This window comes from Roseibium sp. M-1 (assembly GCF_054515675.1).
In genome coordinates this window covers 1,649,658-1,672,485 of the sequence record NZ_CM137257.1, presented here as the reverse complement: position 1 = coordinate 1,672,485, position 22,828 = coordinate 1,649,658, and the positions used below count along the sequence as shown (strand labels likewise).

Below are 22,828 nucleotides of genomic sequence, written 5' to 3'. Positions count from 1 at the left end.
GCTATTCCTCTCCGACGTCATCCCGGCCAAGCGAAGCGCGAGCCGGGACCGGGGCGCCACTTGATTCTGTTGTAGGCACTGCATGTCTTCCAGAGGTCCTCGGCTCCCCGGTCCCGGATCTTCGCTGCGCTTCGTCCGGGATGACGATGGAGAGGTGAGAGCCCTCGGAGCAAGATATGTTCGCCGTTGTCCTTTCAGATTCCTTCAGCAAACCCAGCTATTTATCACCTCAGAAACTTTGTCGGAGAATTATGTCTGACAAAGTGTTTACAATGTCAGACAAAGTGGTATCGTGAAATGGCTAACAACAAAGGTCGACGTCGGTCCATGCCGGAAAACGCAACCCAGACTTCTCCCGCAACCGGTACGGAACGCGCGGTAGCCCCGCGCGACGTACCCCGGGCGCTGATTGCGCTGATCGAGGAGGAGGGGCTGAAAGTGGGCGATCGCCTGCCGCCGGAGCTTGATCTGGTGCGGCGCCTCGGATTTGGCCGATCGACCATCCGCGAAACCCTGAAAACCTGGGAAAGCATGGGCGTCGTCAGCCGGAACAAGGGCGCCGGCACGCGGCTCATCGCGGAAATATCGACAAACACTCTGCGCGTGGCCCTGACCATCAAGCACGAGGCCGACAGCCTGCTGCGCATGCAGCAGGTCAGGAAGCCTCTCGAGATCGAGGCGGTGCGGATCGCGACCCGCCTTGCAACGCCGGAACAGCGCAAAGTCATCAATGCGCGGGCGGCGGAACTGATGGCGGTTTATGAGGCCGGCGAAGACTGGCGGCCGGCGGACCACCGCTTTCACAACGCAATCCACGAAGCCACGGGCAATCCGCTGTTCCGGCAGTTTATCGAACAGATCCAGAAAGCCTTTCACGACATTTACGAGACGCCGTTCGGCAAGGCTCATCTCGGCCAGGCGACCATCCCGCTGCACCGTCCGCTCGCCGACGCGATCATTGCCGGCGACGAGGCAAGGGCGGTGGAGCTGACCGAGAGCATCATCGACATGGTCTGCGCCGAAACCCAGAAGATTTCAGAGGAACATAATGGCTGACGCTGTGCCGGGTGGATATTCGATCGAAACGCTGCTTGCCGCGGCGTCCACCGAGTTCGGCGGCGCAGTCGCTCCGCCCATCGTGCAAACCTCGCTCTTCACCTTCGACAGCTATCAGGCCTTCGAGGACCGGATGGCCGGCCGAACTTCCGATCCGCTCTATACGCGGATTCAGAACCCGACGGTCGCCGCCTTCGAAAAGCTGATGGCGCAGGCCGAAGCAGGCGAGGCCGCCGTCGGTTTTGCCTCCGGGATGGCCGCGATCTCCTCCACCGTGCTGGCTTTCGTCAAACCCGGTGACCGCATTGCCTGTGTCGAGCATGTCTATCCGGACGCCTACCGGCTGTTCGAGCGTATGCTCAGGCCCTTCGGTGTCGGCGTGAGTTATCATTCCATCGAGGAATTCCAGTCAGATCCGGACCTCCTGAAGGGCGTGAAGCTTGCCTATCTGGAAAGCCCGAATTCGGTCGTCTTCCAGACCATGGATCTCGTCACCGTTGCCGCGCATGCCAAGCGGCACGGAGTGTTGACTGTCATCGACAATTCCTGGGCAACGCCGCTGTTTCAAAGGCCGCTGACGCTCGGCATCGACATCGTCCTGCATTCGGCGTCGAAATATCTCTCGGGTCATTCGGACACGGTCGCCGGTGTCGTTGTTGCCAGGGAAGCGCTGATCAACAAGATCCGCGACCTGACGTTGCCGCTACTCGGCGGCAAGCTGGCGCCATTCGAAGCCTTCCTGCTGACGCGCGGCCTGCGCACGCTCGGCCCCCGCATGCGCCAGCATCAGGCAACGGCCAATCTCTTTGTCGACCGGCTGGGGAACCACCCGCTGGTGCAGGCGGTGAACTCACCGGGCCCCAACGTCGTGCCGGGTCTCACCGGCCGCTCCGGATTGCTCTCCGTCGAGTTGAAGGAGGGTGTCGACATTCCGCACCTGGCGGACAGCCTCAAGCTCTTCCGTCTTGGCGTCAGCTGGGGCGGATTTGAAAGCCTGCTGCTGCCGACGCGGATCGGTCTTGCCCAGGCGGGCGAACAGAATTCCATGCAACGCTTTGGCGTCTCCGACCGGATCGTACGCCTCAGCCTCGGGTTGGAAGACCCCAACGATCTTTGGGCCGATTTTGAAACGGCCCTCAGCGCAAGCGCCCAAAAATAAGACGGCGCATTCCCAACGAAACCTGAAAGAAGCGGAGTTGAACCATGAGGGGATTGATAGGAGCAATTAGCGCATTGGCGTTTCTGGCAGGCTCTGCCGCCAACGCCGAGACCCTGAAGCTGGTGGAAGTCATCACCAGCCCGGAGCGCACCGAAGTTTTGCAAAGCCAGGTCGATGCATTTGAGGCAGCCAACCCGGGTACCGAAGTCGAGATCGTCTCTCTTCCCTGGGGCCAGGCTTTTGAAAAGCTGGCGACCATGGTGGCTGGCGGCGACATCCCGGACGTCGTCGAGATGCCAGACCGTTGGGCGGGCATCTACAAGGACAGGCTGGTCGATCTCAACGACAAGATCGCCGGCTGGGACAATGGCGGCACGCTGACCCAGAAAACCCTGGACATGGGTCGCCAGACCGACGGCAAGACCGCAAGGATGATCCCCTACGGCTTCTATCTGCGCGCCATGTTCTACAACAAGAAGCTGCTAGAGGAAGCAGGCGTTGCCAGCCCTCCGGGCACCATGGCCGAATTCATGGAAGCCTCAAAGGCGGTCTCCGCGCTTGACGGCAAATACGGCTACTGCCTGCGCGGTGGTCCGGGCGGCCTCAACGGTTGGATCATGATGGCCGCCACCATGAACGGCAGCAACACCTTCTTCGATGAGGACGGCAAGAGCACGCTCAACCAGCCGGGCTCCGTCGAGGGGATCCAGTTCCTGATCGACATGTATCAGAACGGTTACGCGCCGAAGGACTCCGTCAGCTGGGGCTTCAACGAGATCGTCGCCGGTTTCTATTCCGGCACCTGCGCCTTCCTCGACCAGGATCCGGATGCTCTGATCGCGGTTGCCGAGCGCATGGATGCAGCGGATTTTGCCGTTGTGCCGATGCCCGTCGGTCCGGCCGGCAAGGCCTTCCCGACGATCGGTTTTGCCGGGTGGGCGATGTTCGACACCACCAGCAACGAGGATCTATCCTGGAAGCTGATCGCGCATCTCTCCAGCCCGGAAGCCAACAAGGAATGGGCCAAGCGCGTCGGCGTTATCCCGATCCACGAAGGCGCGGAACAGGATCCGTTCTTCAAGACCGAACAGTTCAAGGGCTGGTTCGACACCCTGAACGGCGACCAGTATGTCCCGACCGTGATGCCGACCTATCTGGAGCAGTTCGGCTACTTCGCGGACTCCATCGCGCTGGAATCCAGCCAGGAAGCGCTTCTGGGTGAAATCTCCGCCCAGGAGGTGGCCGACAAATGGGCCGAATTCCTGACCGGAGAATATGGCCGCTGGAAAGCCGCACAATGACTGCCATCGACACCGCAGTGCCCGGGAGAAAATCCCGGGCACGGCCCACCTTCTATTTCCGTTATATGGTGGAGCCCTATCTCTACCTCACCCCGGCAATCGTGCTGATTGCCCTGGTGATGCTGGTGCCTCTGGTGATCGGCGTTTCCTACGCCTTCCAGTCGGTCAACCTGCTGCGTCCGTTTCAGTCGGGCTGGGTCGGCTTTGCAAATTTCGAGGCGCTGTGGTCGGACCGGAAATTCTGGCTGGCGCTGACCAACACGTTCTGGTGGACGCTCGGGTCAATTTTCTTCCAGTTCTTCCTGGGTCTTGGCCTTGCAATGCTGCTGAACACGCAGTTTCACGGCAAGCGTATCGTCCAGGCGCTGGTTTTCCTGCCCTGGGCCGTGCCGACGTTTCTCTCCGCGCTTACCTGGGCCTGGCTCTTCAATCCGACCATCGGCCCGCTGCCGCACTGGCTCGCGGCGCTCGGAATCCTGTCGGAACCCTTCAACATCCTTGGCGATCCTGACCTTGCCATGTGGGGTCCTATCACGGCCAATGTCTGGTTCGGCATCCCGTTCTTCGCCATCACGCTGCTGGCCGCGCTTCAGTCCATCCCGCACGAGCTCTATGAAGCCGCGGAGATCGACGGCGCTACGCCCTGGCAGACTTTCACCAAGATCACGCTGCCGTTCCTGGCGCCGATGATCGCCATCACCGTCATGCTGCGCACGATCTGGATCGCGAATTTCGCCGACCTCATCTTCGTCATGACCGGCGGCGGTCCCGCCAACTCGACGCAGATCCTGTCGACCTACATTTTCACCACCGCCTTCCGCAAACTCGATTTCGGCTATGCCTCCGCAATCGCCGTCGCGCTCCTCGGTCTGCTGCTGATCTATGCAGTGATACTGCTGGTGCTGCGCCGGAAGCTGGTCAAGATCTGAGGTGACATCATGAGTGCCCTGCGCAAAAGCTCGCCCCTGGCCGTCACCGGCAAATATCTCGCCCTCGGTCTTTATGTCGCCTTCGCGCTTTTCCCGCTCTATTGGCTGGCCAAGATCGCGGTGACCCCTGACAAGCTGATTTTCAGCGAAGGAACGTCGCTCTTTCCGAGCAGCTTCACGTTCGAGAACTTCGAGACCGTCCTGATCGCGACCGACTTCCTGTCCTATTTCAAGAACAGCGTCATCGTCTCCATCGGCACGGCGGCAATCACGACGGCGATCGCGGCCGCGGCAGGGTATGCCTTCTCCCGCTTCGCATTCCGCGGCAAGCGGCTGATCGTGGCGCTGATGCTGATCACCCAGATGTTCCCGCTTCTGATGATCATCGCGCCGATCTACAAGATCGTCGCCGCCGTGGGCCTGCTGAACTCTCTGACAAGCCTGATCATCGTCTATACAGCCTTCAACATTCCCTTCGCCACCTTCCTTATGCAGTCCTTCTTCGACGGTATTCCGAAGGATCTGGAGGAGGCAGGCATGATCGACGGCTGCACGCGGTTCGAGGCTCTCAGGAAGATCATTCTGCCGCTGACGCTGCCGGGCCTCGGCGCGACGCTCGGCTTCGTCTTCACCGCCGCCTGGAGCGAATTGCTCTTTGCGCTCATGCTGATCAATTCCAACGACACGATGACCTTCCCCGTCGGGCTCCTGACCTTCGTCTCGAAATTCTCGGTCGACTGGGGGCAGATGATGGCAGCCGGCGTGCTCGCGCTCGTGCCCTCGTGTCTCTTCTTCATCTTCATCCAGCGCTATCTGGTCCAGGGGCTCACCTCTGGCGCCGTCAAGGGGTAGGGGGCTTTAAAAGATGGCACGTATCGAACTCAGGAACATCGCCAAGGCCTATGGCTCCGTCGAAGTCATGCGCGATATCAACCTCACCATCGAGGACGGCGAATTCATCGTGCTCGTCGGCCCGTCCGGTTGCGGCAAGTCCACGCTTCTGCGCATGATCGCCGGGCTGGAGCCGATTTCCGGCGGTGACTTCACCGTCGATGGAAAGCGCATGAACGAGGTGCCCCCGCGCGACCGGGACATGGCCATGGTGTTCCAGTCCTATGCGCTCTATCCGCATATGGATGTCGCCCGCAACATGGGCTTCTCGCTGGAAATCCGCAAAGCCCCGAACGAGGAGCGTACCGGCAAGGTTCAGGAAGCGGCAAAGACCCTTGGCCTCGGCAATCTGACGGCGCGCCTGCCCAAACAGCTTTCCGGCGGGCAGCGCCAGCGTGTCGCCATGGGACGCGCCATCGTGCGCGACCCGAGCGCCTTTCTCTTCGACGAACCGCTGTCCAACCTGGACGCCGCCCTGCGCGTCGAGATGCGGCTGGAAATCGCCCGCCTGCACCAGCGGCTGAAGGCGACTATGATCTATGTCACCCACGATCAGATCGAAGCCCTGACGCTGGCAGACCGGATCGTGGTTCTGAATGCCGGCGACATCCAGCAGGTCGGAACGCCGCTGGAACTTTACGACCGCCCGGCCAACAAGTTCGTCGCCCAGTTCATCGGCTCACCCACAATGAACATTCTCGGCATCGAGCAGAAGGAAGGGGCGATCAGCCTGAAAGACGGAACCAGGCTCCAGATCGGGTTTTCGAACGGCCAGTCCGCTGCGAGTGAACTTGGTGTCCGGCCGGAGCACCTGAACATCGTGGCTCCGGAAGCGGCCCACATGTCCGGCACGGCGGAGCTGGTGGAGCATCTTGGGTCTGACACCAACATACATGCAAGCGTTCCGGGCATTGGCCAGGTGCTCGTGCGCGAGCACGGTCATTTTCCGCTGAAATCGGGAGACAAGGTCGGCATCGCGCTCGACCTCGACAAGACCCATCTCTTCGGTCCCGACGGCCGCCGTCTGGCAGCATGAGGGCAATGACAGGGCGGGTCAGTTGCTTCCGCAATAGCAGGTCTTGTACTCGTCACGGCTGGCGGCATCGAGCGCGCAGGTGAAGGCCTGCCAGTTGGCGGCGTCAATCTGCTTGTTTGGCGACTGTACGGCGTAAAGATCGCTGAAGCGCTGGCGCAGGGGTTCGTCGTTTTGCAACGTTTGCGCCAGCGACGCGCGGCTGGCGGCGGACAGGTCCTGAACGGCATAGGTGCTTCGGTAGTCATATTCGAGCTGCCAGTCCGGCGTGTCGCCCGACGCTGCACCTTCGAGGTTCGTCAGGTAATAGGTGGCTGAGTCCTTCACCGTCCCGTTGGTTCGGTCATAGAGAAAGACCGTGAATGCCGGGTTGTTACCGAAGACGGGGCTGACGGATGCCGTGATCTGATTGGCGATCAGAGGAGCTCCAGAAGCATCGTCGATGATCGTGAAGCCGTCCATATGGGTGTGTCCGGAGAAGGTATAGTCGACCGTTCCGGCATATTTATGCATCAGGGCGAGGAAGTCTTTCAGATAGTGCTCGTGCCAGAAGAGATGGATGTTGCTGTCGCAAGATCCTGATCCGGCATGCTTTGCGGTGTCGTAGGCATCGGCACCCGGGGGAACATGCATGAGGATCTGGGCCTTGCGTCCGGCCTGCTGCGTCTCGGAAAGTTGGCTGTCCAGCCAGGCCATCACATCCCGTCCAGGATCGCCGCCATCGCTGTTGCAGGCGTCCGAATAGCGCTTGGCCCAATAGACGTTGCTGAGCGCGATGATATCCTGGTCCGGAACGGTCGGATGCGTGACCTTGTAGAACCCCTGGTGGTGAAACGCGCCAAACCCCTGCGGCTGCTGGCTCAGCTTTGCCCATTCCTCCCCGACACCTTCCAGAAACGCACTGTCCGGCGCGAGCTGGTAGTCTCCGCAGGCGGAATCCTCGTTGCCAAGCACACCATAGACCGGGATGTGCTCGAAAGTTTCGCCGAGCAGCCAGGAAACATATTGCGTGGTCTTGATGGCAAACGAGGTAACGCCTTTCGGGTTGGGCCCGGCATTGCCGTCATAGTCGGAATTGAAATTGTGGCTGAGGTAATCTCCGGTGTAGAGCACGTAGTCATAGGTCATGCCCTGTGCCGCCGCCGTCTCGAGCGCGGATGTCATCAGCGTGTAGGTGCTGTCGCTGCCATAGCTCGCGATACCACCGCCCGAGTCCTTGAAGATCTGGGGCCAGCCGGAAATTTCGCTCTGGTCCAGCGCCGGCACGATCGAGGGCACGCTGAACGGATCGAAATGGATGTCGGTGACAATCAGGAAAAGACCTTCGTCCGGTCCTGGCTGAAACGGCGGCGAAGGTGTCTGGGCCTGAGCGCCTGTCAACGGCAAGAACGCGGTTGCAAGCACCGCAAGTAGATAAGCCGGTCTGTCCAACATCTCTGAAATCCCCACACTTCGCCTTCAAAGGTTTCCCTAGCGGAAATAACCAAGCATAGCGACCGGGATAAGGGTGTGAACCGGCTTTTGACCTCGGGTCTGTTTGTCCCTCAGCGATAGACCAGTGTCGGCAGCCACATGGACAAGGCGGGTACGAAAGTCAGGAGCAGCAGCACGGCAATTAGCGGGATAAGGAACGGTGCCGTTGCCGTGACACAGCGCTCGAAGGGGACCTGCGCCACTTTCGACAATACGTAGAGAACCATGCCGACCGGCGGCGTCAGCAGACCGATCATCAGATTGAGGATCATGATGATGCCGAAGTGGACCGGGTCGATGCCGAGCCCGACCGCGACCGGCAGCAGCACCGGCGTCAGGATCGTGATTGCGGCGATGGTCTCCATGAAGAGCCCGATCACCAGGACGATCAGGGTAATGATCAGCAGCAGCGCAACCTTGTTGTCGGTCAGCGTGACCATCAGCTCGGAAAAGTGCTGCGCGGTCTGGTTCGCCGTCAGGATCCAGGCAAAGATTGTCGAGGCCGCCACGATCAGCATGATGGCTGCCGTCATCTCGACCGTATCGAAGGACACTTTCAGGATCTTCCGCCAGTCGAGCGTCCGGTAGACTGCAGCGCCCAGAAAGATGCACCAGGCAACGGCGGCGATGGCTGCTTCCGTCGGTGTGAAGACACCGAACATGATACCGCCGATTATGATCATCGGTGTCATGAGCGGCAGAAGAGCATCGAGAAAGGTGTGGCCCAATCGGGAAAGCCGGAAGTCGAGATCGCGCGGGTAGTTCCGGCGGCGCGAATACCAGGCGACCATCGCCATCAGTGCGAGCGCCATCATCAGTCCGGGAATGATTCCCGCCATGAACAGCTGCCCGATGGAGGCGTCCGCGATGACGCCGTAGATTACCAGCGGCAGGGACGGGGGGATGATCGGTCCGATGGTCGAGGACGCGGCAGTAATGCCGACGGCAAAATCGGTATCGTAGCCGCTGTCGCGCATTGCCTTGATCTCGATGTTGCCGAGACCGCCGGCATCGGCCACCGCGGCACCGGACATGCCGGCAAAGATGACGCTGGCGCCGACATTCACATGACCCAGTCCGCCATGCATCCAGCCGACCGCCGCGCGGGCGAAGGCGAAGATGCGGGTCGTGATGCCGGCCGAATTCATCAGGTTGCCGGCCAGGATAAAGAAGGGAACCGCGATCAGCGGAAAGGAATTGATGCCGTTGACCATGTTGGCCAGCACGATCATCGGCGGCAGACCCTCCACGAGCACGAAGGCAAGCGAGGCGAGTGCCAGGGCTGCTGCGACCGGTACCCCGATGATCATCAGGGCAAACAGGAGCAGGATCATCAACAAGACGGCCATCGGCGGAAACTCTTCAATCGGTGGGCAGGTGATCGTCCAGGGAGCGGACGAGGTCTTGAGGGCTCTGGTGCAAGCGCCGCCAGAGCCAGAGAGCGGAATAGAATGCCATCAGGCCGAGAGCGATCACGCAGATCGTGTAGATCCAGGCTTTGGGGACAGGCAGCGAGATCATTTTCTGGCGGGTCTTCTGGGTCAGTTCGATGCCGATCCAGGTCATCGAGGCGAAGAAGCCGAGCGTGATCGTCTGCGACAGCACCATCAGCGTCTTGGCGAGCCCGGGCGGGACCATGCGCATCAGGAATTCCAGCAGGATATGCGTGCCGCGCCGTGTCGCGGTGATAGATCCCAGGAAGCACACCAGAATCAGGAGGTAGCGCGCCACCTCTTCGGTCCAGGCAAGGGAATCGTTCAGCACGTATCGGGTGAAGAACTGCAGGAAGACGACGACGGCAAGCAGCCAGAAGACCAGGATGCCGGGCGCATCGATCCAGGATATCGCCGACAGATCCGTCTTTTTGTCATCGAACCGGAGCAGGTCGGGCGCGCCATCGGCGCGCCCTTGCTGCGAGGAGGTGGCATCCGTTTCCTGAGCTTCGGATGCCACGTCACTGCTTTGTGTCATTGAGCGAGCGCCTGCATCCGCTCGTAATGTTCCTGGGTGTAGGGCACCTTGCTTTCATCCGTCAGGATGGGAGCAACGGCTGCCTGGAAGGCGGCCTTGTCCACCTCGTTGATCTGGATGCCCTGGTCAACGAACCATTGCGCAAGATCCTGCTCGGACTGGTAGATCTCGTCCGCATTCTGTGCGGCTGCGTCCTTCAGAACCGCATCTACGATGGCCGCATCGTCGCCGATCTGCCCCATGGCGTTCTCGGAGACCACGATGATCAGCGAATTGCCGATATGACCGGTCAGGTTGATGTTCGACTGGACCTCGTAGAACTTCTTGAACTTGATCGTCGGCAGCGGGTTTTCCTGGGCGTCGACCACGCCCTGCTGCAAGGCGAGATACACTTCAGAGAAAGCTATCGGGGTCGGGTTGGCGCCGACCGCGTTCGGGAAAAGCACCATCAGCGGTGAATCCGGCACGCGGATCTTCAGTCCCTTCATGTCTTCCGGCTTGGTGATCGGGAATTTCGAGGTCACATGGCGGTAGCCGTACCAGGTGATCGCCGCCACCGTGTGGCCGGTGGCTTCCTTGTAACCGTCGGAGAGGTCTGAAAAGAGATCGCTGTCCCGGTAAGCCTTCCAGTGATCGTAGTTCTTCAGCATGAAGGGATAGTCGGAAATCGCAATCGGGCCGTAGTCGCGCTCGGCGAAATTCGGGCCGGTATAGATCATGTCGACGGACCCGATCGTCAGGCCTTCGTTGATCTCCGCTTCCTTGCCGAGCGAAGACGCGGGATAGACCGAAATGGTCACGCGGCCATCGGTCTTTTCCTTGATCTGTTCGGCCGCCCAGAGCGCCCATTTGTGGTAGCTGGAGCCTTCCTCATAGACGTGGGCCCATTTCAGCTCTGCCGCCCAGGCCTGTCCGGCAAGGGCAATCGTCATCGCGGCGGCCAGGAGACCGCGCTTCATCGTTTTTCCAATCATGTCTTTCCTCCCGTCGGCCGGGTCGAGCTCCTCCACTCATTCGGCCTATCTTGTATAACTAGTATACAAGTTATTTTTGGTATATGACCTAAAGGTCGAATGCAAATGAATTCGACTGGCCTTCCCTCGGGTGGATTGCTAGGTAAACGGAAACGAAGGGGAGAAACCGCGTATAATCGGGACAGAAGGACACAGTCCCGGGAGACAAGACAAAAGCGGTTTCGGGATAGAAATGGCCGTAAATCTGAACGAAAAGCCCTCAGCCGGGATCAAGACCCGCAAGCCCAGGGCGAAGAACGCGCCGCCTCGCGGCACGACGGCGCGCTTTGCCCGCCAGGCGGCCCGTAACTCCGAAATCGTCTACCGGGATCTGCGCGAGGCCATCATAAACATCGCCCTGCCTCCGGGAACGCCCCTGTCGGAAAAGGAAATCACCGAAAAATACGGCATCAGCCGCACGCCGGTTCGCGAGGCGATCCTGCGACTGGCGGAAGAGAAGCTGGTCGACGTCTTTCCGAAATCTGGCACCTTCGTCGCCCGTATCCCTGTGGCGGAACTGCGGGAAGCCATTGTTGCCCGCAAGGCGCTGGAAGAGGTCTGCGTGCGCGAGGCTACCTTGCGTGCGACCAAGAGCCAGTTGATGGAATTGAAGGCCGTGATCCAGCGCGAACGGGAGCTGGCGGAAAGCGGCGACGAAGACGCTTTCCACGAGGCAGACAATGCCTTTCATGCCGGCATCGCCGCGGCCAGCGGCTATCCGGGCATCTGGAGCATGATCGAGAAGATCAGGCTTCAGGTGGAGCGCTATCGCCGGCTGACCCTGCCGCAGCAAGGCAGGATGCAACTGGTCGTCGATGAACATGCCCGCGTGCTGGAGGCTATGGAGCGCGGAAATGCCGATGAGGCGGTTGCCTGCATGCACAATCATCTCAACAAGCTGCAGATCGATATCGGCATGTTCCAGGATCTGTGGCCGGACTATTTCCTGTTCGACATCGAGTAGGGCGGGGCGAGGGTCTTCAGTCCGTCTTCAAAGGCTCTTGAGGATATATTCAAGGATCCGGTCGTTGATCAGCAGGGAATGCTCCTCGCCGGGTTTTCCTTTTTCAGCCGTGGCCGATTTCCGGTGGAATGACATCGTCAGCGAGCGGCCCTTGGCCTCATTGCCGATGTCGCCCGAACGCGATTCCAGGCCGGCAAGAGTGTGTTTGGCACCATTGATCGATACCTCGTCTCCCGGCCGAAGCGAGGCAAGGGTATGACTGCCCAGATCGAAGCTGAGTGTCTCACCCGTCCGCGCGTCCTTTGCCTGGAAACGGCCGCTGATCCGTCCAGCCGGTCCGTTGGCATCCAGTCCTGAGGCTTGCCCGCTGGAGCCGATGCCGGAATTGCCCCCGTGGCCGTTCACGCCGGTCCCGGAGTGCCCACCGCCGTCGTGGCCACCTCCGTGATCGCCTCCCTGGCCGCCACCATCGCGGCCGCCACCATTGCCTCCGTCGTGTCCGCCCCCGTGATCTCCCCCGTGATCTCCCCCATGACCGCCGCCATCCTTGCCCCAGGCTTCCGGGCTTGCGGGAGTGAGTGCAATCGCAAGGTCGAGGCTGAGAAAGAGGCAAAGGGTTCTGGCAAGTCTTGGCGTCATGTCTCTTCCTTTTCTGGCCTGGAATCGATCGCAGGCTTTTTCTCGGTCTGCTTGCGGCACGCATAACGGGCCAGGCGGCAGTTCGCTTGATCTAGGCAGCACGGGAGCAGGGTTTGCAACCTCCGGGAGCGCTGGTCTGGCGAGCGTGTCTACAGCATCAGTGGAGTTGGGATGCGGTCGGTGGAGGTGCCAGGCTTTTTCATGAACTTGGCGGAAGGCGATATTTGCCACGATTTTTTTCGGCAGGAAGCGCCGGTCTTTAATACCTTTGAGCCTGAAAAGAGGAAAAAACAATTCCAATACAATACCAATATGTGGAGTAACAGGCCGAAACGGCGCTCGAAAAATGATTTTCACAATTCTAAACTAATAGGTCGACAAGTGGTATCAAATAGGTATTATATGGAGGGAGCAGGAGGGCGCTGCCGCTCTCCGGCACGGTTGTTCTGCACGGATGGTAAAACAAAAACGCGGACGGCTTCGGCAAGCCTCAGAAGGCTGCCGGGCTCAAAGGCGGGACGGCACCAGAACCGTAAGGAACAATTTGAACATCCGTATCGGATGGAACTTTTCGGAGGTGTCATATGAAACGCAATATTCTCGCCCTGGCGATGGCCAGTACTGCTCTCTTCACATCTTCCGCCTTTGCGGAAGACGTTACCCTGACCATCGAAAGCTGGCGTAACGACGACCTGGCCCTGTGGCAGGAAAAGATCATTCCGGCTTTTGAAGCCTCCCATCCGGGCATCAAGGTGAAGTTCACCCCGTCCGCGCCGACCGAATACAATGCAGCTTTGAACTCCAAGCTCGAAGCCGGTTCCGCAGGCGATCTGATCACCTGCCGCCCGTTCGACGCCTCCCTGGCGCTATATGAGGCCGGTCACCTGTCGGACCTTTCCGACATGCCCGCGATGACCAACTTCTTCAACGTCGCCAAGGCTGCCTGGCAGACCGACGACGGTTCGGCCAGCTTCTGCGTTCCGATGGCCTCGGTGATCCACGGCTTCATCTACAACAAGGATGCCTTCACCGAACTTGGCCTGGAAGTGCCGACGACGGAAGACGAGTTCTTCGCGGTCCTCGACAAGATCAAGGAAGACGGCACCTATATCCCGATGTCCATGGGCACCAACGACCAGTGGGAAGCGGCCACGATGGGCTATCAGAACATCGGCCCGAACTACTGGAAGGGCGAGGAAGGCCGTCTGGCCCTCATCGAAGGCACCCAGAAGCTGACCGACGAGCAGTGGGTTGCACCTTATGCGACCCTGGCAAAGTGGGCTCCCTATCTCGGTGACGGTTACGAAGCACAGACCTATCCGGACAGCCAGAACCTCTTCACGCTCGGCCGTGCCGCAATCTATCCCGCAGGCAGCTGGGAAATTACCGGCTTCAACGCTCAGGCCGATTTCGAAATGGGCGCCTTCAAGCCGCCGGTCAGGAACGCGGGCGACACCTGCTATATCTCCGACCACACGGATATCGGCATCGGCATGAACGCCAAGACCGCTCACCCGGCAGAAGCCAAGGAATTCCTGACCTGGGTGGCCTCGCCGGAATTTGCGGCGATCTTCGGCAACGCATTGCCGGGCTTCTTCCCGCTCTCCAAGAACCCGGTCGAGATGGAAGATCCGCTTGCGAAGGAATTCATCAGCTGGCGCGGCGAGTGCGAAACCTCGATCCGCTCCACCTACCAGATCCTGTCTCGCGGCACGCCGAACCTCGAAAACGAGACCTGGGGTGCTTCCGTTGCCGCCATCAAGGGCACCGAAACGCCCGAGGCGCTCGGTGCGAAGCTGCAGGACGGTCTTGCAACCTGGTACGAGCCGCAGAAATAATCTGTAAGCTGAGCAAACTCTCCCGGGCAGGCGCAGCCTGTCCGGGGTAATTTTTCCGGACAGGCCCCGGCCTGCCCGGAAGAACTTGACCGGAGCTTCCCATGAGCAGGCCTCGCTTCCGCTGGCACATCGTCGTGTTTTTGACCCCGGCGGTCCTCGTTTATACGGCCGTGATGATCTTTCCCCTCTTCAACACGCTGCGGCTTGCCCTCTACAGCAAGATCGATCAGGAGCGCGTCTTTGTGGGGCTCGACAATTTTACCCGGCTTCTTGGCGATCCGCTGTGGTCTGACCAGTTCTGGAATGCGCTCGGCAACAATTTCTGGTTCTTCATGATCCACATGCTGGTGCAGAACCCCATCGGTATCGCTCTGGCCGCCATCCTCAGCCATCCGCGCCTGCGCTTTGCCGCGTTCTACCGTTCGGCAATCTTCATACCGACGATCCTCTCCTTCGTGATCGTCGGCTTTGCCTGGAAGCTGATCCTGTCACCCATCTGGGGCATCGCGCCCTCCATGCTCGATGCGGTCGGTCTGAAATTCCTGTTCGCCCCCTGGCTCGGCAAGGAAGAATACGCTCTGACCGCACTGTCGCTCATTTCCGTCTGGCAGTTTGTCGGCATCCCGATGATGCTGATCTATGCAGCGCTCCTCTCCATTCCGGAAGAGGTGCTGGAAGCCGGAGAAATCGACGGCATCACCGGAATGTCCGCCTTCTGGAAAATCAAGCTGCCCCTGATCCTGCCGTCCATCGGCATCATCTCGATCCTGACTTTCGTCGGCAATTTCAACGCCTTCGACCTGATTTATACGGCGCAAGGGGCGCTCGCCGGCCCGGACTTCTCGACCGATATCCTCGGCACCTTCATGTACCGCACCTTCTTCGGGTTCCAGCTGCAGCTGGGCGATCCTCACATGGGTTCGGCGATCGCCAGCGCCATGTTCGCGATCATCCTCATTGGTGTCTGTCTCTACCTTTTCGGCATCCAGACCCGGATGCGCAGATATCAGCTCTGAGGGGGATCGGCACATGAACAAGGCCCGGACCAATCCGCTCAACACGATTGCCGCCCACGGCGCGCTGATCCTCTACACGCTGATCGCGCTCTTCCCGGTCTTCGTGATCCTGATCAACAGCTTCAAGTCCCGCAAGGCGATCTTCCGCGAACCGCTGGCGCTGCCGGATGCCGAAAGCTTCTCGATGATCGGCTACCAGACGGTCATGAAGCAGGGGGATTTTTTCCTCTATTTCCAGAATTCGATGATCGTCACCGTGGTGTCGCTGACCCTCATCCTGCTCTTCGGTGCGATGGCCGCCTTCGCCCTCAGCGAATACCGCTTCAAGGGCAACACGCTGATGGGGCTTTACCTGGCGCTCGGCATCATGATCCCGATCCGCATCGGCACCGTCGCCATTCTGGAACTGATGGTGGCCTCCGGTCTCGTCAACACGTTGACGGCCCTGATCCTGGTCTATACGGCGCAGGGCCTGCCTCTGGCTGTCTTCATCCTGAGCGAGTTCATGCGCCAGGTCTCCGACGACTTGAAGAACGCCGGGCGCATCGACGGCCTATCGGAATACACGATCTTCTTCCGCCTGGTCCTGCCGCTGGTCCGCCCGGCCATGGCGACGGTTGCCGTCTTCAACATGATCCCGATCTGGAACGATCTCTGGTTCCCGCTGATCCTGGCGCCCTCCGAGGAAACCAAGACGCTGACCCTTGGCAGCCAGGTCTTCATCGGCCAGTTCGTGACCGACTGGAATGCGGTTCTGTCGGCGCTCTCGATGGCGATCCTGCCGGTGCTCATCCTCTATGTGATCTTCTCGCGCCAGCTGATCCGCGGCATCACCTCCGGAGCAGTCAAGTGACCCGTGTTCTGATTGCAGGTCTCGGCAACATGGGGCTCTCCCATGCCCTGGCGCATCACAAGCATTCCGATGCACAGATCGTCGGGCTGGTGAACCGCTCGGGCACGGTCAGTCATCCCGATCTCGCCGGGTATGAGGTCTTCACGGATTACGCGGCAGCACTCGCCGAAACCCGTCCGGATCTCGTCGTCATCGCCACATACTCCGACAGCCATGCCGATTACGCAGTCGCAGCGATGCGCTCGGGTGCGCATGTCTTTGTCGAGAAGCCGCTCGCGACGACGGTTGCCGAGGCGCAGCGGGTCGTCGACTGTGCCAGGGAAACCGGCCGTAAGCTGGTGGTCGGCTACATCCTGCGCCACCATCCGTCCTGGGTGCGGCTGATTGAGGAAGCGCGGAAGCTCGGCGGACCTTATGTCTTCCGCATGAACCTCAACCAGCAAAGCACGGGTGCGGAGTGGGAGACCCACAAGGCACTCATGCAGACCACGGCCCCGATCGTCGATTGCGGCGTTCACTATGTCGACGTCTGGTGCCAGATCACCGATGCCAGACCGGTGCGGGTCAACGGCATGGGCCTGCGGCTTTCGGATGAAATCGCACCGGACATGTACAATTACGGTCAGTTCCAGGTCTTCTTCGACGACGGGTCCGTCGGCTGGTACGAGGCCGGCTGGGGGCCGATGATGTCGGAAACCGCCTTCTTCGTGAAGGATGTCGTCTCGCCGAAGGGCTCGGTCTCCATCGTCGAGGACGACAAGGGCGCATCCGCGAATGTCGACGGTCACACCAGGGTCGGCGGGCTGCTTGTTCACCGGCCGGTCGGCGACCAGCGCATCGACCTGCCGGACGAGCCCGGCCACCAGGAACTTTGCGACGCGGAGCAGGCCTATATGCTGCGCGCGATCACCGAGAATATCGATCTTTCCCGGCACATGCAGGATGCCGTCAAGTCGCTGGCAATCTGCCTTGCGGCCGACGAAAGCATCCGTAGCGGCCTATCTGTCCTGCTAGAGGAGCTAACGCCATGACGGCGCTAACCCTGTCCAACGTCAACAAGTCTTTCGGCACCGTCCATGTCCTGAAGGACATCGATCTGGAAGTCGAGGACGGTGAGTTCGTCGTCTTTGTCGGCCCGTCCGGCTGCGGCAAGTCCACGCTTTTGCGCGTGATCGCGGGCCTGGAGGATGTCTCTTCCGGTGATGTCCGTATCGGCGGCGAGATCGTCAACCTGACGCCGCCGTCGAAGCGTGGCATTGCAATGGTGTTCCAGAGCTACGCTCTCTATCCGCACCTGAACGTGCGCAACAACATGACCCTGGCGCTGAAGCAGGAAAAGCAGAGCAAGGAAGTCATCGAGCAGCGTGTTGCGGAAGCCACCCGCATGCTGAACCTTGAGGACTATCTCGACCGCTATCCGTCCGAGCTGTCCGGCGGTCAGCGCCAGCGTGTCGCCATCGGCCGCGCCATCGTGCGCCATCCGAAACTGTTCCTGTTCGACGAACCGCTGTCGAACCTCGACGCGGCCCTGCGCATGAACACGCGCCTGGAAATCGCCAACCTGCACCGCCAGCTGAAAACCTCGATGATCTACGTCACCCACGACCAATCGGAGGCAATGACCTTGGCCGACAAGATCGTGGTGCTGAGGGCAGGGCGGATCGAGCAGGTCGGCAGCCCGATGGAGCTCTACAACAACCCGGCCAACAAGTTCGTCGCCGGCTTCCTGGGGTCCCCAGCCATGAACTTCCTGCCGGCAGGCCTTGTCAGCGAGGGCGACAGCCGCACGCTGGGTGTGCGTCCGGAAGATCTGTTCCTGTCCGACGCCGGTCCGCTGAAGGCATCCGTCCAGCATGTGGAGCAGCTTGGCGGCGACACGAACGTGATTGCCATGGTCAAGGACCACCAGATCACCGCCCGCCTCTTCGGCCAGCACGCCGTCAAACCCGGCAGCGACCTGAGCTTCGGCATTTCCGACGGAAAGTCGTTCTATTTTGATAAGGACGGCGCGCGTCTGCGGGGGTGAGACCCGGCGCAATGGTTTTCCGTCGTCTTCCCGGCCAAGCGTAGCGCGAGCCGGGACCGGGGAGCCACGAGTGCTTCGGGTTTAGCTTGACACCATGCTTCAATGCCTCGGCTCACCGGTCCCGGATCTCCGCTGCGTTCCGTACGGGATGACGCTGGACAGGTCCTAGTGAACCATGAAAAAAGCCGCCCCGGTCTCCCGGGGCGGCTTTATCTTCACTGCAATCAACCTCAGCTGATCTGCGTCAGCAGCTTGTCGAGGCTGGCCTTGGCGTCGCCGTAGAACATGCGCGTGTTCTCCTTGTAGAACAGCGGGTTCTCGATACCGGAATAGCCGGTGCCCTGGCCGCGCTTGGAGACAAAGACCTGCTTGGCCTTCCAGACTTCCAGAACCGGCATGCCGGCGATCGGCGAGTTCGGGTCTTCCTGGGCGGCCGGATTGACGATGTCGTTGGAGCCGATGACGATGACGACGTCCGTTGACGGGAAGTCCTCGTTGATCTCGTCCATTTCCAGAACAATGTCGTAGGGCACCTTGGCTTCGGCGAGCAGCACGTTCATGTGGCCGGGCAGGCGGCCGGCGACTGGGTGGATCGCGAAGCGTACTTCCTTGCCCTTGGCCCGCAGGCGCCGTGTCAGTTCGGCGACGTTCTGCTGTGCCTGGGCGACCGCCATGCCATAACCCGGAACGATGATGACGCTGTCGGCATCTTCAAGGGCGGCAATGACACCGTCGCTGTCGATGGCGATCTGTTCGCCTTCCACTTCCATCGCCGGCCCGGTCGTGTTGCCGAAGCCGCCGAGGATGACGGAAATGAACGAGCGGTTCATCGCCTTGCACATGATGTAGGAGAGGATCGCACCCGACGAGCCGACGAGCGCGCCGACGACGATCAGGAGATCGTTGCCGAGCGAGAAGCCGATGGCGGCCGCGGCCCAGCCCGAATAGGAGTTCAGCATCGACACCACCACCGGCATGTCGGCGCCGCCGATGCCCATGATCAGGTGATAGCCGATGAAGAAGGCCAGAAGCGTCATCAGGATCAGGGTCCAGATACCCGCATCGTTCACGAACAGGAGGAGCAAGATGATGCTGAGGGCGGCAGCGCCCGCGTTCAGCATGTGTCCGCCCGGCAGTTTTTCCGCCTTGGACGTCAGTTTGCCGGCAAGCTTGCCGAAGGCGACGACCGAGCCGGTGAAGGTGACTGCCCCGATGAAGACGCCGAGGAACACTTCGACCTTCAGGATCGACTGCTCGATCGGGGTCTTGTGCGCCAGGATCGCGGCAAAGCCTTCAAGCGCATGGCGCTCTTCCTCGCTCATGGCCAGTACGTTGCCAAGCTCGATATAGGCGTTGAAGCCGACGAAGACGGCGGCCAGGCCCACCAGCGAGTGCATGGCGGCGACAAGCTGCGGCATTTCGGTCATCTGGACGCGCTGCGCCACGAAATAGCCGATGATGCCGCCGGCGGCGATCAGGATAAGGGACAGGAGCCAGAGGCCCGAGCCAGGCCCGATGAGCGTGGCGACAACCGCCAGGCCCATGCCGGTGATGCCGTACCAGATGGCGCGCTTGGCGCTCTCCTGGCCCGACAGGCCGCCGAGCGACAGGATGAAGAGAACAGCCGCAACAACATAGACGGCAGTCGTGAAACCGAATTCCATCTCTCGGCCTCCCTTAGGATTTCTGGAACATGGCGAGCATGCGCCGGGTAACGAGGAAACCGCCGAAGATGTTGATCCCGGCCATGAAGACGGAGAGCCCTGCAAGCAGGATCACCAGGAACGACCCGGATCCGATCTGCATCAGGGCGCCGAGGATGATGATCGACGAAATTGCGTTGGTGACGGCCATCAGAGGGGTGTGCAGCGAGTGGCTGACATTCCAGATCACCTGGAAGCCGACAAAGACCGCCAGCACGAAGACGATGAAATGCTGCATGAAGCTGGCCGGAGCGACGAGGCCCACCAGCAGCATGACGAGGCCGCCGATGGCAAGCAGTGAGACCTGCTGCTTGGTCTGCGCCTTGAACGCGGCAACTTCCTTTGCGCGCTTTTCCTCCGGCGTCAGTTCCTTCGGTTTCTCCTTGGACTTTGCCGCGATCGCCTGCACCTTGGGTGGTGGAGGCGGGAAGGTGATCTCGCCCTCATGCGTCACGGTTGCGCCGCGGATGACGTCGTCTTCCATGTTGTGGTTGATCTGGCCGTCCTTCTCGGGCGTCAGGTCGGTCAACATGTGGCGGATGTTGGTGGCGTAAAGCGTGGAGGCCTGGGAGGCCATGCGCGACGGGAAGTCGGTATAGCCGACGATGGTGACGCCGTTTTCCGTGACGATCTTCTCGTCCTTGACCGTACCGTCCGCGTTGCCGCCGCGCTCGGCGGCAAGGTCGACGATCACCGATCCCGGCTTCATCGCCTTGACCATGTCTTCCAGCCACAGCTTCGGTGCATCCCGGTTCGGGATCAGGGCTGTGGTGATGACGATGTCCATCTCGGGCGCGAGTTCGCGGAACTTGGCGAGCTGCGCTTCGCGGAATTCCGGCGAGGAAACGCTGGCATAGCCGCCGGTGGCGGCGCCATCCTGCTGTTCTTCCTCAAAATCCAGATAGACGAATTCGGCGCCCATGGATTCGACCTGCTCGGCCACTTCCGGGCGCACGTCGAAGGCATAGGTGATGGCGCCGAGGGAGGTGGAGGTGCCGATGGCGGCAAGACCGGCGACACCGGCGCCGACGACCAGCACCTTCGCCGGCGGAACCTTGCCGGCGGCCGTGATCTGGCCGGTGAAGAAGCGGCCGAAATTGTTGCCTGCCTCGATCACGGCACGATAGCCGGCGATGTTGGCCATGGACGACAGCGCATCCATCTTCTGGGCGCGGGAAATACGCGGCACCATTTCCATGGCGATGACGTTGGCACCGGACGCCTTGGCCTTTTCAAGGCCGTCCGCGTTGCCGCCCGGGTTGAAGAAGGAAATCAGGGTCTTGCCCTTGGCAAGGTAGCCCAGTTCCTTGTCTTCCGGCGGGCGCACCTTCGTGATGATGTCGGCTTTCTTCCAGAGGCTGGCCGCGGTCTTGACGATCTCGACACCTGCCTCCTCATAGGCCTGGTCGGAAAATCCCGCCGCGGTTCCGGCGCCGCTCTGAACGAGGCAGCTATAACCGAGCTTTTGCAGCTGTCTGGCGGAATCCGGGGTCATTGCCACACGGTTTTCCCCCGGGAAGGATTCCTTTGGTGTGCCGATCTTCAGGGCTTCTGGCATTCGTCTCTCCAGCAAGTGTCGAGGAAACAAGGGAAGCCTGGCCGGTTTGGCGAACGAATTCCCCCCGCGCCGTCCGGTCCCTCATAAACGTGCAGCGAATTTAGAAACGAAAATATTACTTATGACAAGGTGTGTCGGGATGGTTTTTGGAGGCTTTTTTGCACTGCACCCTGAGAGCAGGCCGATATAAATTTCACGAGCTTAACAAAATAGGGGGGCCGGAAACTGGTCTGGCGGAAAATCCTTGATCGGAATACTCAAAAAGAGGCTGGTTTTAGTATATTTTGCCCGGAGGCGGACAAATATCCGACTGGTTTGAATAAAAAGAGGGCTCGTGCAAATTGCGGGCAGCGATCCGGCGCGAGCCGGATCGCAACCATCTAAATTTATTCGGCGGCCGGTTCCAGAGCCGCCTTCGCGTCAAGATCTGCGGCATCGTGCCGCTCCGGCACCTGCTCGTGCTCTTCGCCCCAGGTCCGGTTGACCTTGCGCCCACGCACGACCGCCGGACGGGCATCGATCTTTTCGGCCCAGGCCTTGAGGTTCTTGTATTCGTGCACGGAGAGGAACTCCGCCGCATTATAGGCGCGGCCAAGCACCATGCCGCCATACCAGGGGAAAATCGCCATGTCGGCGATGGTGTATTCTTCGCCTGCGATAAAGGGCCGCTCGGCGAGCGCCTTGTCGAGAACGTCGAGCTGGCGCTTGGCCTCCATGGCGAAGCGGTCGATCGGGTACTGGTACTTTTCGGGTGCGTAGGCATAGAAATGGCCGAAGCCACCGCCGAGATAGGGCGCAGAGCCCATCTGCCAGAACAGCCAGTTAAGCGTCTCGGTGCGCTTGGCCGGATCCTTGGGCAGGAATTCGCCGAATTTTTCCGCAAGATAAAGCAGGATGGAGCCGGATTCGAACACCCGGGTCGGGGCCGGTGTCGAATGGTCGACCAGGGCCGGGATCTTCGAATTCGGATTGGCGCCGACGAATCCGCTGGAGAACTGATCGCCGTCACCGATCTTGATGAGCCAGGCATCGTATTCCGCGCCGGTGTGGCCAAGGGCAAGCAGCTCCTCAAGCATTACCGTCACCTTGACGCCGTTGGGTGTCGCAAGGGAATAGAGCTGCAGCGGATGTTTGCCGACCGGCAGATCCTTTTCATGCGTTGCGCCGGATATCGGCCGGTTGATGTTGGCGAACTGGCCGCCGCTCGGCTGTTCCCAGGTCCAGACTTTGGGCGGGGTATAGGTGGGGTCACTCATGAGGCAGGGTCTCCGGAGCTGGAAGGCGTTGATCAGGCCGCGATGGATTGTGCGCGTCGCAGCGGTATAATCCATCGCAATCTTACGATCAAATAGGGTCGCCTTTCCGGCTTGTGTAGGGGGAGACCCGAAAACACTCCGAATTTATA

20 protein-coding genes are annotated in these 22,828 nt (G+C 60.5%); 12 read left to right on the top strand and 8 right to left on the bottom strand.

Annotated elements, in window-relative coordinates:
* Positions 1-327 precede the first annotated feature (327 nt).
* Genes ACX3M4_RS07600 through ACX3M4_RS07575 form a run of 6 tightly spaced genes read left to right on the top strand, consistent with a single transcriptional unit; the run spans position 328 to position 6,372 of the window.
* The gene (locus tag ACX3M4_RS07600) at positions 328-1,056 is read left to right on the top strand and encodes a FadR/GntR family transcriptional regulator (RefSeq protein WP_459357978.1); all 729 of its coding nucleotides are present in this window, start codon (positions 328-330) and stop codon (positions 1,054-1,056) included.
* Positions 1,049-2,215: an aminotransferase class I/II-fold pyridoxal phosphate-dependent enzyme gene (locus tag ACX3M4_RS07595; RefSeq protein ID WP_459357977.1), complete on the top strand. Its 1,167-nt coding sequence runs from the start codon at positions 1,049-1,051 to the stop codon at positions 2,213-2,215. Before ACX3M4_RS07600 ends, ACX3M4_RS07595 begins: the two co-directional genes overlap by 8 nt.
* 44 nt (positions 2,216-2,259) lie before the next feature.
* Positions 2,260-3,516, top strand: coding sequence for an ABC transporter substrate-binding protein (locus tag ACX3M4_RS07590; RefSeq protein ID WP_459357976.1), 1,257 nt, complete (start codon positions 2,260-2,262; stop codon positions 3,514-3,516).
* Positions 3,513-4,445, top strand: a complete 933-nt coding sequence (locus ACX3M4_RS07585) for a carbohydrate ABC transporter permease (protein WP_459357975.1) — start codon at positions 3,513-3,515, stop codon at positions 4,443-4,445. The genes ACX3M4_RS07590 and ACX3M4_RS07585 overlap by 4 nt, the downstream gene beginning before the upstream one ends.
* 9 nt (positions 4,446-4,454) lie before the next feature.
* Complete coding sequence (locus ACX3M4_RS07580) at positions 4,455-5,297, top strand: carbohydrate ABC transporter permease (protein WP_459357974.1); 843 nt, start codon at positions 4,455-4,457, stop codon at positions 5,295-5,297.
* 13 nt (positions 5,298-5,310) lie between these two features.
* Entirely contained in the window at positions 5,311-6,372 is a 1,062-nt protein-coding gene (locus tag ACX3M4_RS07575) for an ABC transporter ATP-binding protein (protein WP_459357973.1), read from the top strand.
* Positions 6,373-6,390: 18 nt separating this feature from the next.
* Here ACX3M4_RS07575 and ACX3M4_RS07570 read toward each other — a convergent pair whose 3' ends face one another.
* The 4 genes from ACX3M4_RS07570 to ACX3M4_RS07555 all read right to left on the bottom strand — a co-directional run bounded on the left by ACX3M4_RS07570 (position 6,391) and on the right by ACX3M4_RS07555 (position 10,787).
* Positions 6,391-7,803: a metallophosphoesterase gene (locus tag ACX3M4_RS07570; RefSeq protein WP_459357972.1), complete on the bottom strand. Its 1,413-nt coding sequence runs from the start codon at positions 7,801-7,803 to the stop codon at positions 6,391-6,393.
* A gap of 110 nt (positions 7,804-7,913) precedes the next feature.
* Positions 7,914-9,191: a TRAP transporter large permease gene (locus tag ACX3M4_RS07565; protein WP_459357971.1), complete on the bottom strand. Its 1,278-nt coding sequence runs from the start codon at positions 9,189-9,191 to the stop codon at positions 7,914-7,916.
* Between the two features lie 13 nt (positions 9,192-9,204).
* A complete protein-coding gene (locus tag ACX3M4_RS07560) occupies positions 9,205-9,813 on the bottom strand; it encodes a TRAP transporter small permease (RefSeq protein ID WP_459357970.1) in 609 nt (202 codons plus the stop codon).
* On the bottom strand, positions 9,810-10,787 hold the full coding sequence (locus ACX3M4_RS07555) for a sialic acid TRAP transporter substrate-binding protein SiaP (RefSeq protein WP_459357969.1): 978 nt from the start codon (positions 10,785-10,787) through the stop codon (positions 9,810-9,812). The genes ACX3M4_RS07560 and ACX3M4_RS07555 overlap by 4 nt, the downstream gene beginning before the upstream one ends.
* Positions 10,788-11,019: 232 nt before the next feature.
* Between ACX3M4_RS07555 and ACX3M4_RS07550 the strand changes: the two genes are divergently transcribed.
* Positions 11,020-11,790: a GntR family transcriptional regulator gene (locus tag ACX3M4_RS07550; RefSeq protein WP_459357968.1), complete on the top strand. Its 771-nt coding sequence runs from the start codon at positions 11,020-11,022 to the stop codon at positions 11,788-11,790.
* Positions 11,791-11,817: 27 nt separating this feature from the next.
* On the opposite strand, the gene ACX3M4_RS07545 is transcribed toward ACX3M4_RS07550, so the two are convergent.
* A complete protein-coding gene (locus ACX3M4_RS07545; RefSeq protein WP_459357967.1) occupies positions 11,818-12,429 on the bottom strand; it encodes a hypothetical protein in 612 nt (203 codons plus the stop codon).
* Between the two features lie 584 nt (positions 12,430-13,013).
* Here ACX3M4_RS07545 and ACX3M4_RS07540 point away from each other — a divergent pair.
* From ACX3M4_RS07540 to ACX3M4_RS07520, 5 genes are all read left to right on the top strand, one after another.
* Entirely contained in the window at positions 13,014-14,267 is a 1,254-nt protein-coding gene (locus tag ACX3M4_RS07540; protein ID WP_459357966.1) for an ABC transporter substrate-binding protein, read from the top strand.
* A 101-nt stretch (positions 14,268-14,368) separates the two neighbouring features.
* Complete coding sequence (locus ACX3M4_RS07535; protein WP_459357965.1) at positions 14,369-15,283, top strand: carbohydrate ABC transporter permease; 915 nt, start codon at positions 14,369-14,371, stop codon at positions 15,281-15,283.
* Positions 15,284-15,296: 13 nt separating this feature from the next.
* A complete protein-coding gene (locus ACX3M4_RS07530; RefSeq protein ID WP_459357964.1) occupies positions 15,297-16,136 on the top strand; it encodes a carbohydrate ABC transporter permease in 840 nt (279 codons plus the stop codon).
* Positions 16,137-16,165: 29 nt separating this feature from the next.
* On the top strand, positions 16,166-17,167 hold the full coding sequence (locus ACX3M4_RS07525) for a Gfo/Idh/MocA family protein (protein WP_459359389.1): 1,002 nt from the start codon (positions 16,166-16,168) through the stop codon (positions 17,165-17,167).
* Positions 17,164-18,162, top strand: coding sequence for an ABC transporter ATP-binding protein (locus tag ACX3M4_RS07520; protein WP_459357963.1), 999 nt, complete (start codon positions 17,164-17,166; stop codon positions 18,160-18,162). Before ACX3M4_RS07525 ends, ACX3M4_RS07520 begins: the two co-directional genes overlap by 4 nt.
* A gap of 230 nt (positions 18,163-18,392) precedes the next feature.
* On the opposite strand, the gene ACX3M4_RS07515 is transcribed toward ACX3M4_RS07520, so the two are convergent.
* From ACX3M4_RS07515 to yghU, 3 genes are all read right to left on the bottom strand, one after another.
* Positions 18,393-19,826: an NAD(P)(+) transhydrogenase (Re/Si-specific) subunit beta gene (locus tag ACX3M4_RS07515; protein WP_459357962.1), complete on the bottom strand. Its 1,434-nt coding sequence runs from the start codon at positions 19,824-19,826 to the stop codon at positions 18,393-18,395.
* A gap of 13 nt (positions 19,827-19,839) precedes the next feature.
* Positions 19,840-21,411, bottom strand: a complete 1,572-nt coding sequence (locus ACX3M4_RS07510) for a Re/Si-specific NAD(P)(+) transhydrogenase subunit alpha (protein WP_459359388.1) — start codon at positions 21,409-21,411, stop codon at positions 19,840-19,842.
* 398 nt (positions 21,412-21,809) lie between these two features.
* Positions 21,810-22,679: a glutathione-dependent disulfide-bond oxidoreductase gene (gene yghU, locus ACX3M4_RS07505; protein ID WP_459357961.1), complete on the bottom strand. Its 870-nt coding sequence runs from the start codon at positions 22,677-22,679 to the stop codon at positions 21,810-21,812.
* Between the last annotated feature and the right edge of the window lie 149 nt (positions 22,680-22,828).

Coding starts and splice junctions, on each gene's coding strand:
- ACX3M4_RS07600 (WP_459357978.1), top strand. CDS start 328: ATGCCGGAAAACGCAACCCAGACTTCTCCCGCAACCGGTACGGAACGC.
- ACX3M4_RS07595 (WP_459357977.1), top strand. CDS start 1,049: ATGGCTGACGCTGTGCCGGGTGGATATTCGATCGAAACGCTGCTTGCC.
- ACX3M4_RS07590 (WP_459357976.1), top strand. CDS start 2,260: ATGAGGGGATTGATAGGAGCAATTAGCGCATTGGCGTTTCTGGCAGGC.
- ACX3M4_RS07585 (WP_459357975.1), top strand. CDS start 3,513: ATGACTGCCATCGACACCGCAGTGCCCGGGAGAAAATCCCGGGCACGG.
- ACX3M4_RS07580 (WP_459357974.1), top strand. CDS start 4,455: ATGAGTGCCCTGCGCAAAAGCTCGCCCCTGGCCGTCACCGGCAAATAT.
- ACX3M4_RS07575 (WP_459357973.1), top strand. CDS start 5,311: ATGGCACGTATCGAACTCAGGAACATCGCCAAGGCCTATGGCTCCGTC.
- ACX3M4_RS07570 (WP_459357972.1), bottom strand. CDS start 7,803: ATGTTGGACAGACCGGCTTATCTACTTGCGGTGCTTGCAACCGCGTTC.
- ACX3M4_RS07565 (WP_459357971.1), bottom strand. CDS start 9,191: ATGGCCGTCTTGTTGATGATCCTGCTCCTGTTTGCCCTGATGATCATC.
- ACX3M4_RS07560 (WP_459357970.1), bottom strand. CDS start 9,813: ATGACACAAAGCAGTGACGTGGCATCCGAAGCTCAGGAAACGGATGCC.
- ACX3M4_RS07555 (WP_459357969.1), bottom strand. CDS start 10,787: ATGATTGGAAAAACGATGAAGCGCGGTCTCCTGGCCGCCGCGATGACG.
- ACX3M4_RS07550 (WP_459357968.1), top strand. CDS start 11,020: ATGGCCGTAAATCTGAACGAAAAGCCCTCAGCCGGGATCAAGACCCGC.
- ACX3M4_RS07545 (WP_459357967.1), bottom strand. CDS start 12,429: ATGACGCCAAGACTTGCCAGAACCCTTTGCCTCTTTCTCAGCCTCGAC.
- ACX3M4_RS07540 (WP_459357966.1), top strand. CDS start 13,014: ATGAAACGCAATATTCTCGCCCTGGCGATGGCCAGTACTGCTCTCTTC.
- ACX3M4_RS07535 (WP_459357965.1), top strand. CDS start 14,369: ATGAGCAGGCCTCGCTTCCGCTGGCACATCGTCGTGTTTTTGACCCCG.
- ACX3M4_RS07530 (WP_459357964.1), top strand. CDS start 15,297: ATGAACAAGGCCCGGACCAATCCGCTCAACACGATTGCCGCCCACGGC.
- ACX3M4_RS07525 (WP_459359389.1), top strand. CDS start 16,166: ATGGGGCTCTCCCATGCCCTGGCGCATCACAAGCATTCCGATGCACAG.
- ACX3M4_RS07520 (WP_459357963.1), top strand. CDS start 17,164: ATGACGGCGCTAACCCTGTCCAACGTCAACAAGTCTTTCGGCACCGTC.
- ACX3M4_RS07515 (WP_459357962.1), bottom strand. CDS start 19,826: ATGGAATTCGGTTTCACGACTGCCGTCTATGTTGTTGCGGCTGTTCTC.
- yghU (WP_459357961.1), bottom strand. CDS start 22,679: ATGAGTGACCCCACCTATACCCCGCCCAAAGTCTGGACCTGGGAACAG.